Genomic DNA, 14,982 nt, shown 5'->3' with positions numbered 1-14,982 from the left:
TTCGATGGAATCCCTACTGGGCGCCGCGTGCTGAGCCGGGGCAAATCACCAGCCTCGCGCGGCGTCGGCCGGCGTGTTTTTGCGCGCTTCGCTTTGCGCATCGCCGGCGCGACGCCTCAACGCATAACGCTGCACACGTCCCTCGTTTTCCTGGCGCTCGAGCGAGTACGTCGCTTCGTCGTCGGGCCGGTTCACGATAAAGGACAGTCGCATCGTTTCGAAGCCACGTACCGAATCGAACGCGTTGACCTTGATGTAGTGCTGCGGATGCGCATCGCGGCACGCGGTCACTTCCTGCATGACACCCGCCGCATCGCGCAGATCGAACATCGGCAGCCCCCACATCTCCCAGTATGTGTTGCGCGGGTGCGGGTTGTCGGTGTATTCGACCGAACACGCCCAGCCTTGAGCCAGCGCATAGTCGATTTGCAGGCGGATTTCATCGTCGGTCAGATCGGGTAAAAAAGAAAACGTCCCTTGCGTGATACGCATGGCGGTACCCCTTTGTGCAGAACGCAATGATCGGAACCTTGCGCGCTCGTTGCGCGCGCAACGGTCGGTCAGCTCTGGCTCAGGCTCGGGCTCAGGCGACGCTTGGCGTCACCGCAAAGTCCGGCGTGTCAGTCGATGCATAGTTAAACGTCACATCGCGCCACGTATCGAGCGCCTGCTTGAGCGGCAGGCAGTGGCGCGCGGCCGCGTCGAGCAGCTCCGGCCCTTCGTTCGCGATATCGCGCCCTTCGTTGCGCGCCTTGACCATCGCTTCCAGCGCGACGCGATTTGCCGTGGCGCCGGCCTGGATGCCGGCCGGATGCCCGATCGTGCCGCCGCCGAATTGCAGAATCGCATCGTCGCCAAAGAGGTCGAGCAACTGATGCATCTGGCCCGCGTGTATGCCGCCCGACGCGACCGGCATCACTTTGCGCAAGCCTGCCCACGGCTGATCGAAGAAAATCCCGCGCGACAGGTCGACGGGGTTGTGTGCTTCGCGCAGCACGTTGTAGTAGCCCTGGACCGACAACGGATCGCCTTCGAGCTTGCCCACCGCGGTGCCCGCATGCGCGTGATCGACGCCCGCCATCCGCAGCCACTTGGCGATCACGCGAAACGAAATGCCGTGATTGCGCTGCCGCGTGTAGGTGCCGTGCCCGGCGCGATGCAAATGCAGAATCATGTCGTTTCTGCGCGCCCACCGCGCCATCGACTGAATCGCGGTCCAGCCGATCACGAGATCGATCATCACGATGCACGATCCGAGTTCCTTTGCGAATTCCGCGCGCTCGTACATGTCTTCCATCGTCGCGGCCGTTACGTTCAGGTAATGACCTTTCACTTCGCCAGTTTCCGCTTGCGCGCGGTTGACCGCTTCCATCGAGAACAGATACCGGTCGCGCCAATGCATAAATGCTTGCGAGTTGATGTTTTCGTCATCCTTGAGGAAATCGAGTCCGCCTTTAAGCCCTTCGTAAACGACACGTCCGTAGTTTTTTCCGGACAGGCCAAGCTTGGGCTTCACGGTCGCCCCAAGCAGGGGGCGCCCGTATTTGTCGAGCCGCTCGCGCTCGACGACGATGCCGGTGGCGGGACCATGAAAAGTTTTCAGATACGCGACCGGAATGCGCATATCTTCAAGCCGCAACGCTTTCAAAGGCTTGAAGCCGAATACATTGCCGATGATCGATGCAGTCAGATTAGCGACCGAACCCTCTTCGAACAGGTCCAGCTCGTAAGCGATATAGGCAAAATATTGCGGCTCGCTATTGCCGAGGCCCGAAGCCGGCACCGGTTCGACGCGATACGCCTTGGCGCGGTACATGTCGCACGCGGTAAGACGATCGGTCCACACCACGGTCCACGTCGCCGTCGACGACTCGCCGGCCACTGCCGCAGCCGCTTCCTCGGGCTCGACGCCCGGTTGAGGCGTAATGCGGAACAGGGCGATCACGTCCGTCTCTTTCGGCTCGTAATCGGGCTGCCAGTAGCCCATCTCGCGATACTTGAGCACACCTGCGTCGTAACGCGAGCGCCGGGCCGGCGTATCGGCAGGCGCAATCGCTGCCTCGCTGAAATCGTTCATCGGAGTCCTCCAGTTATTGGCTTGCTGCGAGCTTGCTGCCATGGAGGTCAATGTAGGCGTGACGCACCACGAAGTGAATTCACGATTTTCTTGCGCGACCTTAAGCGATGCATTAAGACAGGTGACGATGCAACCGAATGCGCTCACAATCAGTGACGCGGCCGGTGCAACACTTTGCTGCAATATTGCGACAGTAAGGCGTGTAAGCACAAACCCTGGATTGTTTGTAGTTGACTCGCACACAATCTATGCTTGGTGGCACGCACTTTGCGTCGTGACACAGGTCGACGCGGCTCGCGCACGCAGCAAGCGCTGGTCGCCAAGGCAATCGTCTTTTTCAAGGAGGGAAGACTATGCAGTGGACAACCCCAAGCTACACGGACATGCGTTTTGGCTTCGAAGTCACGATGTATATCGCGACCCGCTAAAAGCGCCGAACGTGCGGGGCTTCCTTCGGGCGGTCCCGCACTCCCTGCTCCGATTCATCCGTATTACCGCACTCGCGTTTATTCCGCTTTTTCCAGCGTTTCTTCACTAGCAGACCGCCGGTGTATCGCGCGTCGCACCACCAGCCTTGTTCGCCATGATTCACGAAACGATCATCACGACCGCGGCACGCGACGGCACCGTACACGTTGCGCCGATGGGCGTGCGCTTTGAACACGGCCTCGCGATCCTCGCACCGTTTCGGCCTTCGGCGACGCTCGACAATATCGTCGCCAGCCAATCTGCAGTGGTCAATTTCACGACCGATGTCAGGGTCTTTGCGGGCTGCGTTACCGGCACGCAACGCGAATGGCCGACCGTGAGCGCGAGTCGGGTGCCGTCCGTGCGACTGGCGCAATCGCTCGCCCATACCGAACTGACACTTGCCGAGACACTCGACGACGCGCAGCGACCGACGCTGAAAATGCGCTGCGTGCACGCGGAAACGCATGCGCCATTCTCCGGTTTCAATCGCGCGCAGGCGGCGGTGGTGGAAGGCGCGATTCTTGTAAGCCGTCTGTTCATGCTGCCGGCCGAGAAGGTCGATCGCGAGATCGCCTATCTGCAGATTGCGATCGACAAGACGGCAGGGCCGGACGAGCAGACCGCATGGTCCTGGATTCTCGCGGCTATCGAGCGCTATCGAGCGAGCGCCGTATCGAAAACCGGCGGTTCGCCCGATCATGCACCGCACGCCATGCACGAGGCGCGCTGAGACGAATGTTCGATACTGCAGCGCGGCACGGCGAATGCGGCACTGCGTCATGTAGCGAAGATCCGCTGCTACCCTTGTTCAGGAAACATTCGCCCATCATTTGCACGCAACGTTTCGGAGACGTCGATGACTGCATTGCTAGCGAGCGTCCGCTCGGCTGAAGAGGCTTTCGATGCCGCGGAAGCGGGAGCCGAGCTGATTGATCTGAAGGAACCCCACGGCGGCGCGCTTGGCCGTGTCGCGACCCACAAAATCGCGCGCATCACGCGTGAATTGCGCGCACGCTATCCGGTCAAGCCGATCAGCGCGACGATCGGCGACATGCCGGCCGACGCGTTCGACGAAATCGCAGCACGCGTAATCGAGATCGGCGATGCCGGTGTCGATTACGTGAAGGTCGGCGTCAACGCGGGGCCGCATGCGCAGGCCTGCCTTACGCATCTCGCGGGGCTGCCGGCGCCGGTGTTGCCAGTACTGCTATGCGATGACGGCATCGACCCCAAGCTCGTCGAACATGCGATGAACCTTGGCTTTGCCGGCGTAATATTCGACACGGCTGCGAAGAATGGCCGTACGCTGTTTGATTGCGTCGATGAGTCGGCGCTCGCCGCCTGCATCGATACGATTCACGCGAAAGGTGCGATGGTCGGACTTGCAGGCTCGCTAGGCTGGGCCCAGCTAGACAAGATTCGCGCGCACTCGCCCGACGTCGCGGGATTTCGTACTGCGCTATGTGAGGGTGGGCGGACGGCGCGGCTCGATCCGCAGCGGGTCGCGCAATGGGCCGATGCGCTACATGGGCATCCGCAGGTTCAGTACGCCTGACGGCGCTACTGGGCGGTCCGGTTAATGTTACGCAGGCCGACGTTAACCGGAAATTCCTGCTTTACCTGATCTGAGCGGGCGCTTCCGGGACTGTGCTTCTGGACTGTCTAAGCCGCCGGCAAATTTAACAGCCGCTCGCGCATCAGCCGCACATCCCGCTTGTTGAACAGCTCCACCACATAATTCGCGTCATTCACATAGTCGACAAACCGCGCATCGAGTACCCCCTCGGAGGCCAGCACTTCGAGCGGCCGCCCGGAGTCGACGTCGCACGACTTCACCACCATCAACCGCTCCGCGTTCAACGACGTCGACAGCCACGCCGCCAGACTATCGGACGTCGTTTCCCAGTTCGACATCGCATTCGGCGTCGCCGTGAGCAGCCCGATCGGCATCCACACCGCGACTTTGCCGTTACGCAACGCGCGGCGGATCATGTCCTCGTTGGTCGCGAGCACGAGTTCCGGCAAAACGCCCTGCATCAACAGCGCGTATTGCGTCATCGCAAGCAGGCACATGTTATGTGCCGCCAGATCGCCGAACTGCCATTCCTTCTGATAGTCGCGGACGCGATCCGCGAAATCGCCACCCCCGGGCACGATCACGATGCGCCCGCCGCCGACTTCCCAGAGCTGCGTCAGCCAATCGCGCAGCGACGGGTCGTGACTGAGGCTGCCCCCGATTTTCACCACCCACATGTCTTTTCCTCGCTCTGTTCCGACTTTCACCGGCATCCGCGCTTGCCGTCCGCGGCGGGATGGTTACGGCATGTGTCGCTTGTCTCGTTCGACTCTCTCCCTAGGCCGCACGCACGGGTTCGGCGCAAGCAGCATGTTTCGCATCGCTGTCATGCCGCGTATCGCCCATCGCCATCAGCAACGCAACAGCGACGCTTGGGGCACAGGTCGCAATCCATTCGTTCGGTTCATGCGAGGGCGTGTGCGTCTGCGCGCGCACATCCGCATCCGGATCCGCCCGTGCGTGCGTCTCGTCGTCCCGATCCGCTTCCGTATGCGCGCCCGAAAGCGTCGCGTCACGGATAAGCTCGCTGAAATCCACATAAGCACGCGCCGTCTCGCACGCAAGCGCAACGACCAGAAACCGCCCGCATCCGGCGCCAACGAGCGGCGCGTCCGCCAGCGCCGGATGCGCCGCGCACACTTGCGCGAGCCCTTCGCCGATCACACGCAGCTGCTCGAGGCGCCACGTCTGCGCGAAGGCACGCCATTCGTCGACGCTCGCATCGGCCGCGTCGCGGCCGATCATCCGCGCGAGCCGCTCGCAACTCGCGTCGATACTTTTTGGACCGTTGTCCGCGCTCGCGTGCTGGTCGTGCGGCGGCCATAGCTCGCCGGTCAAGCGGTAAATGTCTGCACTCGTCGCGAACCATTCGTTCATCACGCCCGTCGTCGCACCGCGAAATGCAATGCGATGCGCAATACCGCACAGCGGCGTGCGCACGACACCTTGATAAACGAGTTCGCCGGTTACGAGCCGCGCCGCGTCGTTCGACCCGCGCGCCGCCACGTGCCCATCGACAATCGGCACGATATCGGTAGTCGTACTGCCGATGTCGATCAGCAACGCGTTCGGCACCTGCGTGGCGACCCACCGCGAAGTAGCGAGCCAGTTTGCCGACGCCACTGCGCGCCACTGCGCGACTGCATCTTCGTCACGCAGCCAGCCGCGCTTCCCCGCAAAAAACCGGGTGTTTGCGCCCAGACGCGCCGCAAGTGTCCGTGCGAGCACGAGCACGCCTTGCTCACGATCCGCAAACAGATCGACCATTTCACCGGTCATCGTGACGGCGTGATGCGAACGGGGCACGGCCGCAGCGGGCCAGCGCGCAAACACCTCGTCGATCACGCGTTCAAGATGCACGAGTCCCTGCCATAACGGGCACGCCCACTGCGCGACATCGACGAGCGCCCCCGCTGCATCGACAACCGACACCTTGACGTGCGCGCCGCCGACGTCCCAGCCGAACACGGCGCGCAGCGTATCGGTCGCGCCATTGCCATCGCGTGAGCCGCTCATAGCTGCGTCCTGCCGGCGAAACGCGGCGCAGTGCCGGCCGCGCCGTACTGCGGCTGTGGCTTTGGCTCTGGCGCGAAAACGCCACGCACACCATGCGCGGCGAACACATCAGCCGCGAGATTGCGTCCGAGACGCGCGGACAAGCCGACGTACGCCATCGTCACGCGCGGATTCACCTCGATGACAACCGGTCCGCGGTCCGCGTGCCAAACGACGTCGATGCCGACGAACCCGCGCAGCCCCGGCACCAACGCCGCGGTCTTCTGCGCGAGCGTCTCGAGCACGCGCCCTTCGGGACCATCGCGATCGATCTGATCGATATCGACGCCGTCGAACTCGACGACACGCCCCGCATGTCCCGCCGACGCCGCATCGGCCACACCGATCCGCTGCCGATTGATGCTGATCAGCCGCGCACCATGCGCGCCGCAGATCAGCGACAGACTCAACGCTTCGCCGTCCACCCATTGCTGCAGCACCGGCCGGTGCCCGTTGGCGACGCGTGCGCAATAGGCGTCGCACGCCTCGGCGAGATTGTCGTAACGATAGGTATCGAGGCCGCCCGCGCCATCGTCGGGTTTGACGACCCATCCTTCCGCTGCGCCGTTCGCACCGCCGCTCGCACCGTCGCTACGCGCCGCCCAGGCATTGACGTCGAGCGCGCCCGGATCGAGCGCCGGCGTCGCGGCAATCCCGTTCGCCGCGAGCAACGCCGCCGTCGCGCGCTTGCTCGACGCGATACCGATCGCCTCCTTCGTGCACCCAAGCCAGCGGCTCTCGCCTACCGCATCCGAGAGTTTCAACATCAACCCATCGCATTCCGGCGCCACGATCCACGCATAGTCGTGCGCACGCGCGACCCTCGCGACAAAATCCATCATCGGCTCGCCGGGCGCCGCGCAGTAATGCGATAGCGGACTGCGCGACGCCGCGGCGGCCTCCAATCGCGAGCTCGCGAAACTCACTTCGACGTTGTCGAGCGCGCGCGCATCGTGCACGATCGCATCGCGCATCGCGCGGCCTTCGACGATCAGCGCGCTAAGGTCGGCAAGTGCGCTTTCGCCCGCAAGTTCGGGGTCGATACCACCGCCGGTGAGATACTCATAGACAAACAGCCTGATCAAGGGACACTCTCCGATGCGCGTAATACCGGTTCTCGATCTGCTCGACGGACATGCGGTACGCGCGGTGCGCGGCGACCGCGCGAACTACCGCCCTGTCCAGTCGTCCCTGTGCGCGACGAGCGAACCACTCGCCGTCGCGCGTGCCCTGCTTGCCGCGAGCGGCGCCGACACGCTCTACGTCGCCGACCTCGGCGCAATCGTCGCGCAGCGCGCCGATACGGCGACACTCGCCGCGCTGTGCGAAGGCCTCAATCCGCCGGGCGCATCGGCTTCGACGACCCGCCGCGTTCACATCTGGCTCGACGCAGGCTTCACCGATTACCCCTCGATGCACGCCCACCTGATGCGCATCGGTGCACCGCGCGGCAACGCACCCGGCGCGCTCGTCCCCGTATTCGGCTCGGAGACGCTTCGTACACCTGACGCGCTGCGCGAGGCCGAACGGTCCGGCTACGAGCCGATCCTGTCGCTCGACCGCCGCGCGGGCCGTTTGCTCCGACCATCCGGCACCACCACGTCGCTGCACGACACGGCCGCCGTGTGGCCCGCCCGCGTCATCGTCATGACGCTCGATCGCGTCGGTGCCTACGAAGGCCCCGACCTCGATACGTTCCACACGCTGCGCGAGCGCGCCGGCCGTGAACGCGGGCTGATCGGCGCGGGCGGCATCCGCGATCGCAACGATCTCGATGCCGCCGCGCAAAGCGGCGCACACGCGTGGCTTGTCGGCTCGGCACTGCACGACGGCAAGCTCGCAGTGCCGCCGCACGCTGTCAGGTGAATCGCAAACACAATATCCATGCCAAGCGGCTGCGCGCGCTTACGCCGCAATCCAATCGCAAGGAAGGCGCGGCGCGGCTCGCGCGGGTGACACAGTGTTGCAGCGCGACGCACATACTGTGTTGCGTGTGCTGACTTGTAGTTGACCTTTGCATCGCGCCTTTGCTGCCCATCTCGCGGCGCGCGATCGGCATGGAGCTTGCTGTATCGCGCGTCATGCACGAACCAACCTCCCCCGCGCCGACTGCCGGTCAGCCGGCCGCGCCTGCCGCGCGGCCGGCGTCCGGGACATCTGCTGCCAGATCTGTCACGCGCGACTGGACCTGCCCGTTCTGCCCGCTGCTGTGCGACGACATCGAGGCCCACGTGGCGCACGACGGGACGCTTGCCGCGCCCGCCGAAGATTGCCCGCGCCTTGCCGATGCGCTCAAACACTACGGCGTAGCCGACAACCACAGCGCGCCATCGATCGACGGCCAGCCCGTCGCGCTTGAAGATGCGCTTGCGCGCGCGGCCGATATCCTCACGCGCGCTCAGCGCCCGCTGTTTGGCGCATGCGCGACCGACGTCGCGGGCGCACGCGCGCTCTACACGCTCGCCGCCGCGTGCGGCGCTATGCTCGATACGCTGCACGGCGATGCGCTAAGCGCGACGACGCTGGCTTTGCAGGACCGCGGCGCATTCTTCACGACGCTGTCCGAAGTGCGCTCGCGCGCGGATCTGCTGATCGTATTCGGCTGCGTGCCTTCGCAACGCCATCCGCGGTTTTACGAGCGCGCACTGGCCGAAGCCGGCACGCACGCGAGGCCTCGCGCGATCTGCTTTGTCGGCTGCGATGTCGATCCGGCGGCGACCCGTGCGCAAGCGACCTGCGAATCGATCCTGGCCGACGCGGCGCCGCACGATCTGCTTGCACTATGGTCCGCCATCGCGGAAGGCCGCCGCGCAAGCGCCTTTGAAGAACGCGCTGCGCAAACGCGCACGCAATCGCAAACATCGCACGCTTCACGATCCGCTGAAACCGCACCGATCTCGCAAATCGCGGCGCAACTCGCCACGCTAACCGAACGCATCGCGTCCGCAAGCTATACCGCATTCGTCTATGAACCGGCTGCGCTACCGCACCCGCACACGGCCTTGCTGATCGAAGCGCTGCACCGCATCGTCAAGGCGATCAATCGAACGACTCGCGCGGGCGCGCTCGCGCTCGGCGGCGCGGACGGCGCGCTGACCATGAACCAGGCCGTCACCTGGCTTTCGGGCTTTCCGCTTCGCACGCGCGTGTCGCGCCCCGATCGGCCCGAAGGCACGCCGCCGCTCGAACACGATCCGTATCGCTATCGAACCGAACGCCTGCTCGAAGCGCGCGAAGTCGACGCCTTGCTTTGGGTCACGAGCTTCGCGCCGCACCCGTTGCCCACCGCGCTCGATCCGCAGGTGCCGGCAATCGTGCTCGGGCCACCGGCTTTGGCGGATGTGCTTGCGCATGCGGCGGCGTCCACACCGCGCCGCGCATCGACCGTGTTTATACCGGTCGCCACACCGGGCATCGATAGCGACGGCCATCTGTTCCGGCTCGACACGTCCGTCGTCACGCCACTGCACGCAGCGCGGCAAGGCACGAATCTGCGCACCGTCGCCGCCATCGCCGCCGACCTCGCCGAGCGCATTGCCAATGCAAACGCGCATGCAAGCGCGGGGAGGCCATCATGAGCCTCAGGCGTTTGACGGGCGGCATCGTCTACGATCCGGCCAACGGTGTGAACGGCGAGCGCCGCGACCTGTACTTCCGCGACGGGCGCATCGTCGACGCTCCCTCAGGCGCGACGGTCGACCACGACTACGATGCGCACGGCATGGTCGTGATGGCCGGCGGTATCGATCTGCATTCGCACATTGGCGGCGGCAAAACGAATCTCTCGCGACTGCTGTTGCCCGAAGACCATCGCGAAGACCGCCCGCGCGATGCGGCCTACGAATCGGTCCGCGACGCAAACGGCCGCTATCTGCGCATGCCATCATGCGGCGTCTGCACGCCGGGTACGCTCGCCACCGGTTACCGTTACGCGGAAATGGGCTATACGGCCGCGTTCGAACCGGCGATGATCGCGTCGAACGCGCGCCACGCGCATCTCGAGATGGGCGACACGCCGATCATCGATCACGGCGCGTACGTGATGCTCGGCAACGACGAACTGTTTCTGCAGATGCTCGCCGCCCATCAGGACTTCGAGCGCTTGCGCGACTACGTCGGCTGGACCATGCATGCAAGCCGCGCGCTCGGCGTGAAAGTCGTGAACCCGGGCGGCATCTCTGCGTTCAAGTTCAACCAGCGCGCGCTCGACGTCGACGAAGCGCACGCGCACTACGGCATTACGCCGCGCGACATCCTGCGTACGCTGACCCGCGCGCTAAGCGAATTGCGCGTGCCGCATCCATTGCACGTGCACTCGAGCAATCTCGGCGTGCCGGGCAATATCGCCTCGACGATCGCGACAATGGACGCCGCCGACGGCCTGCCGATTCATCTGACCCATATCCAGTTTCACAGCTATGGCACCGAAGGGCCGCGCAAATTTTCGTCGGGCGCACGCGCAATCGCAGAAGCCGTGAATGCGCGGCACAACGTATCGATCGACGTCGGGCAAATCATCTTCGGGCAAACCGTCACCGCGTCCGGCGACACGATGATGCAGTTCAAGAACGCGCCGCTCGCGAACCCGCGCAAATGGATTCTGGGCGACATCGAATGCGATGCCGGTTGCGGCATCGTGCCGTTCCGCTATCGCGAGCAAAGCTATGTGAATGCGCTGCAATGGATCATCGGGCTCGAAATCTTCCTGCTCGTCGACGACCCGTGGCGCGTCTCGATGACCACCGATCACCCGAACGGCGCGCCGTTCACGAGCTATCCGCACCTGATCCGCCTGTTGATGGACAAACCGTTTCGCGATGCGCAGCTCGACAAACTGCATCCGGAGGCGAAAGTCGCGAGCGTACTCGCGGAATTGAAGCGCGAATTTTCGCTGTACGAGATTGCGATCATCACGCGCGCGGGTCCGGCGCGGCTGCTCGGCCTTGCCGATCGCGGCCAGCTTGGCGCCGGCGCCGCCGCCGATATCGCCGTCTATCGCGACGATCCCGATCGCGAGCGCATGTTCACATCGCCGGCCTATGTGTTCAAGGACGGCGCGCTCGTCGCGCGAGACGGCAATCTCGTGTCGACGCCGACTGGCGGCATTCATTACGTGTCGCCCGAATTCGATCGCGGCATCGCGCAAACGGTGCGCGAATTCAGCGAGGCAAACCTTGTCGGCGGCTTCAGGCACGCGCAGATCAGCGACGACGAAATCTGCGCATGCTGCCGCGGCGGCCGGCTGCTGCCCGTCGAATGCTTCGGGCATGGCGTAACGCGCACAGCGCCGGAGCCGACGCCGCCCTCGTCAGCCAGCCGGCCTTAGCGCGAACAAGCGAGCGAACGATGCAGATCAACGGCACCCTGATCGACGACACGTTTGCGGAAGCCTTCCCGATGAAGGCGACGCGGCTCGTCATCACGGCGCATACGCCCGCGTGGGCACGCGCCGCGGCGCAGTCGCTATCGGGATTCGCGACATCGGTGATCGACTGCGGCTGCGAAGCCGGCATCGAGCACGAGATCGACGCCGCCGACACGCCCGATGGCCGCCCCGGCATTGGCGTGCTGATGTTTGCGGTGTCCTCGAAGGAACTCGCGAAGCAGATCATGCGGCGCGTCGGCCAATGCGTGCTGACATGCCCGACCACGGCTGTCTATAGCGGCATCGATCCGCAAACGAGCCGTGCGCCGCTGTCGGACCTCGCGCCGCTCGGCGGCGCGTTGCGCTTTTTCGGCGACGGCTGGCAGATCGCCAAGATGCTCGGCGATACGCGCTACTGGCGCGTGCCCGTGATGGACGGCGAATTCGTCGCCGAGGAATCGGCGGTGACGGTGAAAGCAGTCGGCGGCGGCAACCTGCTGCTGCTCGCGCGCGATACCGACCATGCGCTCGCCGCGGCCGAAGCGGCGGTTGCCGCAATGCATCGATTGCCGAATGTGATTACGCCGTTTCCGGGCGGCGTGGTCCGCTCGGGCTCGAAGATCGGGTCCAAATATGCGGGTGCGGTCGCATCGACGAACGATCCGTTCTGCCCCACGCTGGTCGGCGTCGCGAAGCGCACCGAACTCACAGCCGAAGTGGGCTGCGTGCTCGAGATCGTGATCGACGGGCTTACCGATGCCGACGTCGGCGCGGCGATGACAGCGGGCATGGCGGCCGCATCGAAGGCGGGCGGCGTATTGCGCATTTCGGCCGGCAATTACGGCGGCAAGCTCGGACCGTATCACTTCCATTTGCGCGAACTCGCCGCGACGATCGGCACACCGCCTGCTAGTGCCGCGGGCAGCGGGAGCGCGCCATGAGCACGACGACGCTGCGCGTGAAAGACGTGCCCGGTTTTCGCGTCGACGGTTCGCCACTGCTGCCGGCCGCGCTCGCCGCTCAGTCGTCCGACGAGGTGGCGCGCATCGAGCTGCCTGCAGGCAATGTGACGTGCAAGGCCGGCGACCTGTTCGACGTGTCGCGCAGCGATGCCGGCAAAAGCGGGGAGGCAACGTTGATCATCGAAGGCGACGCGCCGTGGCTGGACCGCATCGGCGCGCATCTCGCCGAAGGGCATCTGCGCGTGACAGGCGCAACAGGCGACTACGCCGGTTTCCGCATGACGGGCGGCGCATTGCAGATAGGCGGCAACGCCGGATCGTTTGCCGCGAGCGAGATGCACGGCGGCCTGCTAACGGTAGCCGGCAATACCGGCGACTTCGCAGCAGCAGCGTTGCCCGGCGACATCGAAGGGATGACCGGCGGCACCGTCGCAATCGCAGGCCATGCGGGCGCACGCCTTGGCGACAGAATGCGGCGCGGCTCCGTTCTGGTCGGCGGCGACGCGGGCGATTTTGCCGCATCGCGTTTAGTCGCCGGAACAATTTGCGTAGCGGGTCGCATCGGTGCACATTATGCGTATGGAATGCGCCGCGGCACGTTGTTGCTTTTGCGCGAGCCCGAGCGCGTGCCGCCGACCTTCGTCGAAGGCGGCCGCGGCTTCGACGTGTTCTGGCAACTGTTCGTGCGCGCCCTGGCCGCGCTGCGCGAACCGCTTGCAGCGACGGGCGCCGCAGCGCTGAACGGAGCGCTCGCACCGTTTTTTACGCTCGATGCACGCATGATGCCGCGCCGCCTCTCGGGCGATCTCGCGGTCGACGGACGCGGGGAATTGCTGATCGCACATGCAGCCAGCCAGGGTGCACACTGACGAATGAACTCGGATCCCCGCAGTATGCCCACGCAATCAAGAACAAGCGGTACCGCCGGGAGCGAAATGAACGCAACGCATACGAGCGACGCCACACACGCGGGCCGCGCCGCGAGCGACCGGTACTCGCGGCCGCTCATCGCGCTGCACTGGCTGATCGGCATCGCAATCATCGCCATGATCGCGATCGGGCTTTATATGGTCGGCTTGCCGCGCGGTTTGCCTTTCAAGGCCTCGCTGATCAACTTTCACAAATCGCTTGGTTTGACGATTTTCCTGCTTGTGCTGTTACGCATCGTGGTCCGTACGGTCTACGGCAGGCCGCCGCTGCCGCCGATGCGAGCGTGGCAACGCGCCGCCGCGCGCGCAACGCAGGGTCTTTTATACGTTGCAATGGTGGTGATGCCGGTAACGGGCTATCTCGGCTCGTCGTTCAACACATACGGCACGCGTTTCTGGGGCATCTTGCTGCCGAGGTGGGGTTGGGACGACAAGGGCTTGCGCCACTTCTGGTTCACGATCCACGAGATCAGCGCGTGGATTCTGATCGCGCTGATCGCGGTGCATATCGCCGGCGCGCTCAAGCATCAGCTCATCGACAAAGACGGACTGATGCGGAGAATGCTACTTTAATAGGTATGACGTTTGGACTGGTTGAAAACACAACGGACGGCAGAAAGCGTAATGAAAATCAGGGTTCTCGGTTCATCGGCGGGCGGCGGTTTTCCGCAATGGAACTGCAATTGCGGCAATTGCAGGGGCGTGCGTAACGGTTCGATCGCGGCCAGGCCGCGCACGCAGTCGTCGCTGGCGGTAAGCGTCGATGGCCTGTCGTGGCTCCTTGTCAACGCGTCGCCCGATATCCTCGCGCAGCTTGCGGCAAACCCCGAACTGCAGCCCGCGCGTCAAGCGCGCGACACGGGCATCGCGGCGGTACTGCTGATGGATGCGCAGATCGACCACGTCACCGGCCTGCTGATGCTGCGCGAAAACAGCGCGCGGCTGCCGATCTACGCAACGGATGCCGTGTGGCAGGATCTGTCGACAGGCTTTCCGGTCGTTTCGATCCTGTCGCATTACTGCGGCGTCGAACGCCGCACGATCGCACTCGACGACGCGCCGCTCGAAATTCCGGCGTTGCCCGGCGTGCGCATCGAGGCGTTGCCGCTGTCGAGCAAGGCGCCGCCCTATTCGCCGCATCGCAACGCACCGGAGCGTGGCGACAACATTGGCCTGCTGCTCACGGCCAACGATTCCGGCAAGCGCGCGTTCTATGCGCCGGGTCTCGGCGCGCTCGAGCCGCATGTGCGCGATGCGATGCGTCGCGCTGACCTGCTGCTCGTGGACGGCACGATGTGGACCGACGACGAAATGATTCGCCTCGGCCTGTCGAAGAAAACCGCGGCCGATATGGGCCATCTCGCGCAATCGGGTCCGGGCGGCATGATCGACGTGCTCGATGCGCTCGATCGCCCCGGCGCACGCAAGGTGCTGATCCATATCAACAACACGAACCCGATTCTGGTCGACGACGGGCCCGAGCGCCGCACGCTCGCGCAGCACGGCATCGAAGTCGCCCACGACGGCATGACTTTCGAACTCTGACT

Annotated in this window: 15 protein-coding genes; 10 read left to right on the top strand and 5 right to left on the bottom strand. The window is 64.6% G+C overall.

Translation table 11 applies throughout. The annotated features are described in order from the left end of the window. Window positions 1-45: 45 nt before the first annotated feature. Window positions 46-492 carry a ribulose bisphosphate carboxylase small subunit gene (locus QYH69_RS25625; protein ID WP_308834532.1) on the bottom strand — a complete coding sequence of 149 codons (447 nt, stop codon included), beginning with the start codon at window positions 490-492 and terminating at the stop codon, window positions 46-48. 91 nt (window positions 493-583) lie between these two features. Next, a complete protein-coding gene (locus QYH69_RS25620) occupies window positions 584-2,077 on the bottom strand; it encodes a form I ribulose bisphosphate carboxylase large subunit (RefSeq protein WP_308834531.1) in 1,494 nt (497 codons plus the stop codon). 353 nt (window positions 2,078-2,430) lie between these two features. Here QYH69_RS25620 and pqqA point away from each other — a divergent pair, with 353 nt between their 5' ends. The 3 genes from pqqA (at window position 2,431) to QYH69_RS25605 (ending at window position 4,103) form a co-directional block, all read left to right on the top strand. Continuing rightward, complete coding sequence (pqqA, locus tag QYH69_RS25615) at window positions 2,431-2,505, top strand: pyrroloquinoline quinone precursor peptide PqqA (RefSeq protein WP_075161304.1); 75 nt, start codon at window positions 2,431-2,433, stop codon at window positions 2,503-2,505. Between the two features lie 155 nt (window positions 2,506-2,660). Then, a complete protein-coding gene (locus QYH69_RS25610) occupies window positions 2,661-3,278 on the top strand; it encodes a DUF447 domain-containing protein (protein ID WP_308834530.1) in 618 nt (205 codons plus the stop codon). Window positions 3,279-3,404: 126 nt separating this feature from the next. After that, the gene (locus QYH69_RS25605; protein ID WP_308834529.1) at window positions 3,405-4,103 is read left to right on the top strand and encodes a (5-formylfuran-3-yl)methyl phosphate synthase; all 699 of its coding nucleotides are present in this window, start codon (window positions 3,405-3,407) and stop codon (window positions 4,101-4,103) included. Window positions 4,104-4,210: 107 nt separating this feature from the next. Here the strand turns inward: QYH69_RS25605 and QYH69_RS25600 are convergent, their stop codons facing one another. The 3 genes from QYH69_RS25600 to QYH69_RS25590 form a co-directional block, all read right to left on the bottom strand. Continuing rightward, window positions 4,211-4,801 carry an aspartate kinase gene (locus QYH69_RS25600; protein WP_308834528.1) on the bottom strand — a complete coding sequence of 197 codons (591 nt, stop codon included), beginning with the start codon at window positions 4,799-4,801 and terminating at the stop codon, window positions 4,211-4,213. 100 nt (window positions 4,802-4,901) lie between these two features. Beyond that, on the bottom strand, window positions 4,902-6,140 hold the full coding sequence (locus tag QYH69_RS25595) for a hydantoinase/oxoprolinase family protein (protein WP_308834527.1): 1,239 nt from the start codon (window positions 6,138-6,140) through the stop codon (window positions 4,902-4,904). Next, the gene (locus tag QYH69_RS25590) at window positions 6,137-7,264 is read right to left on the bottom strand and encodes an ATP-grasp domain-containing protein (RefSeq protein ID WP_308834526.1); all 1,128 of its coding nucleotides are present in this window, start codon (window positions 7,262-7,264) and stop codon (window positions 6,137-6,139) included. Before QYH69_RS25590 ends, QYH69_RS25595 begins: the two co-directional genes overlap by 4 nt. A gap of 13 nt (window positions 7,265-7,277) precedes the next feature. Between QYH69_RS25590 and QYH69_RS25585 the strand changes: the two genes are divergently transcribed. The 7 genes from QYH69_RS25585 (at window position 7,278) to pqqB (ending at window position 14,980) form a co-directional block, all read left to right on the top strand. After that, on the top strand, window positions 7,278-8,045 hold the full coding sequence (locus QYH69_RS25585; protein ID WP_308834525.1) for a HisA/HisF-related TIM barrel protein: 768 nt from the start codon (window positions 7,278-7,280) through the stop codon (window positions 8,043-8,045). A gap of 215 nt (window positions 8,046-8,260) precedes the next feature. After that, entirely contained in the window at window positions 8,261-9,757 is a 1,497-nt protein-coding gene (locus QYH69_RS25580) for a formylmethanofuran dehydrogenase (protein WP_308834524.1), read from the top strand. Further along, the gene (locus QYH69_RS25575) at window positions 9,754-11,505 is read left to right on the top strand and encodes a formylmethanofuran dehydrogenase subunit A (RefSeq protein WP_308834523.1); all 1,752 of its coding nucleotides are present in this window, start codon (window positions 9,754-9,756) and stop codon (window positions 11,503-11,505) included. The genes QYH69_RS25580 and QYH69_RS25575 overlap by 4 nt, the downstream gene beginning before the upstream one ends. 20 nt (window positions 11,506-11,525) lie before the next feature. Beyond that, window positions 11,526-12,485: a formylmethanofuran--tetrahydromethanopterin N-formyltransferase gene (fhcD, locus tag QYH69_RS25570; RefSeq protein WP_308834522.1), complete on the top strand. Its 960-nt coding sequence runs from the start codon at window positions 11,526-11,528 to the stop codon at window positions 12,483-12,485. Continuing rightward, on the top strand, window positions 12,482-13,375 hold the full coding sequence (locus QYH69_RS25565) for a formylmethanofuran dehydrogenase subunit C (protein ID WP_308834521.1): 894 nt from the start codon (window positions 12,482-12,484) through the stop codon (window positions 13,373-13,375). The genes fhcD and QYH69_RS25565 overlap by 4 nt, the downstream gene beginning before the upstream one ends. A 66-nt stretch (window positions 13,376-13,441) precedes the next feature. Then, on the top strand, window positions 13,442-14,008 hold the full coding sequence (locus QYH69_RS25560) for a cytochrome b (RefSeq protein ID WP_308834520.1): 567 nt from the start codon (window positions 13,442-13,444) through the stop codon (window positions 14,006-14,008). A 51-nt stretch (window positions 14,009-14,059) separates the two neighbouring features. Then, the gene (gene pqqB / locus QYH69_RS25555; RefSeq protein WP_308834519.1) at window positions 14,060-14,980 is read left to right on the top strand and encodes a pyrroloquinoline quinone biosynthesis protein PqqB; all 921 of its coding nucleotides are present in this window, start codon (window positions 14,060-14,062) and stop codon (window positions 14,978-14,980) included. Window positions 14,981-14,982: the final 2 nt, after the last annotated feature.

The organism is Paraburkholderia sp. SARCC-3016 (assembly GCF_031119615.1).
In the GTDB taxonomy this organism is placed as follows: domain Bacteria; phylum Pseudomonadota; class Gammaproteobacteria; order Burkholderiales; family Burkholderiaceae; genus Paraburkholderia.
The sequence above is the reverse complement of the archived record's forward strand: the minus strand, read 5'-3'. Positions and strand labels throughout refer to the sequence as shown.

Excerpts from the sequence above, each read along its gene's own strand:
- QYH69_RS25625 (WP_308834532.1), bottom strand. The coding sequence starts at position 492 with ATGCGTATCACGCAAGGGACGTTTTCTTTTTTACCCGATCTGACCGAC.
- QYH69_RS25620 (WP_308834531.1), bottom strand. The coding sequence starts at position 2,077 with ATGAACGATTTCAGCGAGGCAGCGATTGCGCCTGCCGATACGCCGGCC.
- QYH69_RS25610 (WP_308834530.1), top strand. The coding sequence starts at position 2,661 with ATGATTCACGAAACGATCATCACGACCGCGGCACGCGACGGCACCGTA.
- QYH69_RS25605 (WP_308834529.1), top strand. The coding sequence starts at position 3,405 with ATGACTGCATTGCTAGCGAGCGTCCGCTCGGCTGAAGAGGCTTTCGAT.
- QYH69_RS25600 (WP_308834528.1), bottom strand. The coding sequence starts at position 4,801 with ATGTGGGTGGTGAAAATCGGGGGCAGCCTCAGTCACGACCCGTCGCTG.
- QYH69_RS25595 (WP_308834527.1), bottom strand. The coding sequence starts at position 6,140 with ATGAGCGGCTCACGCGATGGCAATGGCGCGACCGATACGCTGCGCGCC.
- QYH69_RS25585 (WP_308834525.1), top strand. The coding sequence starts at position 7,278 with ATGCGCGTAATACCGGTTCTCGATCTGCTCGACGGACATGCGGTACGC.
- QYH69_RS25580 (WP_308834524.1), top strand. The coding sequence starts at position 8,261 with ATGCACGAACCAACCTCCCCCGCGCCGACTGCCGGTCAGCCGGCCGCG.
- QYH69_RS25575 (WP_308834523.1), top strand. The coding sequence starts at position 9,754 with ATGAGCCTCAGGCGTTTGACGGGCGGCATCGTCTACGATCCGGCCAAC.
- fhcD (WP_308834522.1), top strand. The coding sequence starts at position 11,526 with ATGCAGATCAACGGCACCCTGATCGACGACACGTTTGCGGAAGCCTTC.
- QYH69_RS25565 (WP_308834521.1), top strand. The coding sequence starts at position 12,482 with ATGAGCACGACGACGCTGCGCGTGAAAGACGTGCCCGGTTTTCGCGTC.
- QYH69_RS25560 (WP_308834520.1), top strand. The coding sequence starts at position 13,442 with ATGAACGCAACGCATACGAGCGACGCCACACACGCGGGCCGCGCCGCG.
- pqqB (WP_308834519.1), top strand. The coding sequence starts at position 14,060 with ATGAAAATCAGGGTTCTCGGTTCATCGGCGGGCGGCGGTTTTCCGCAA.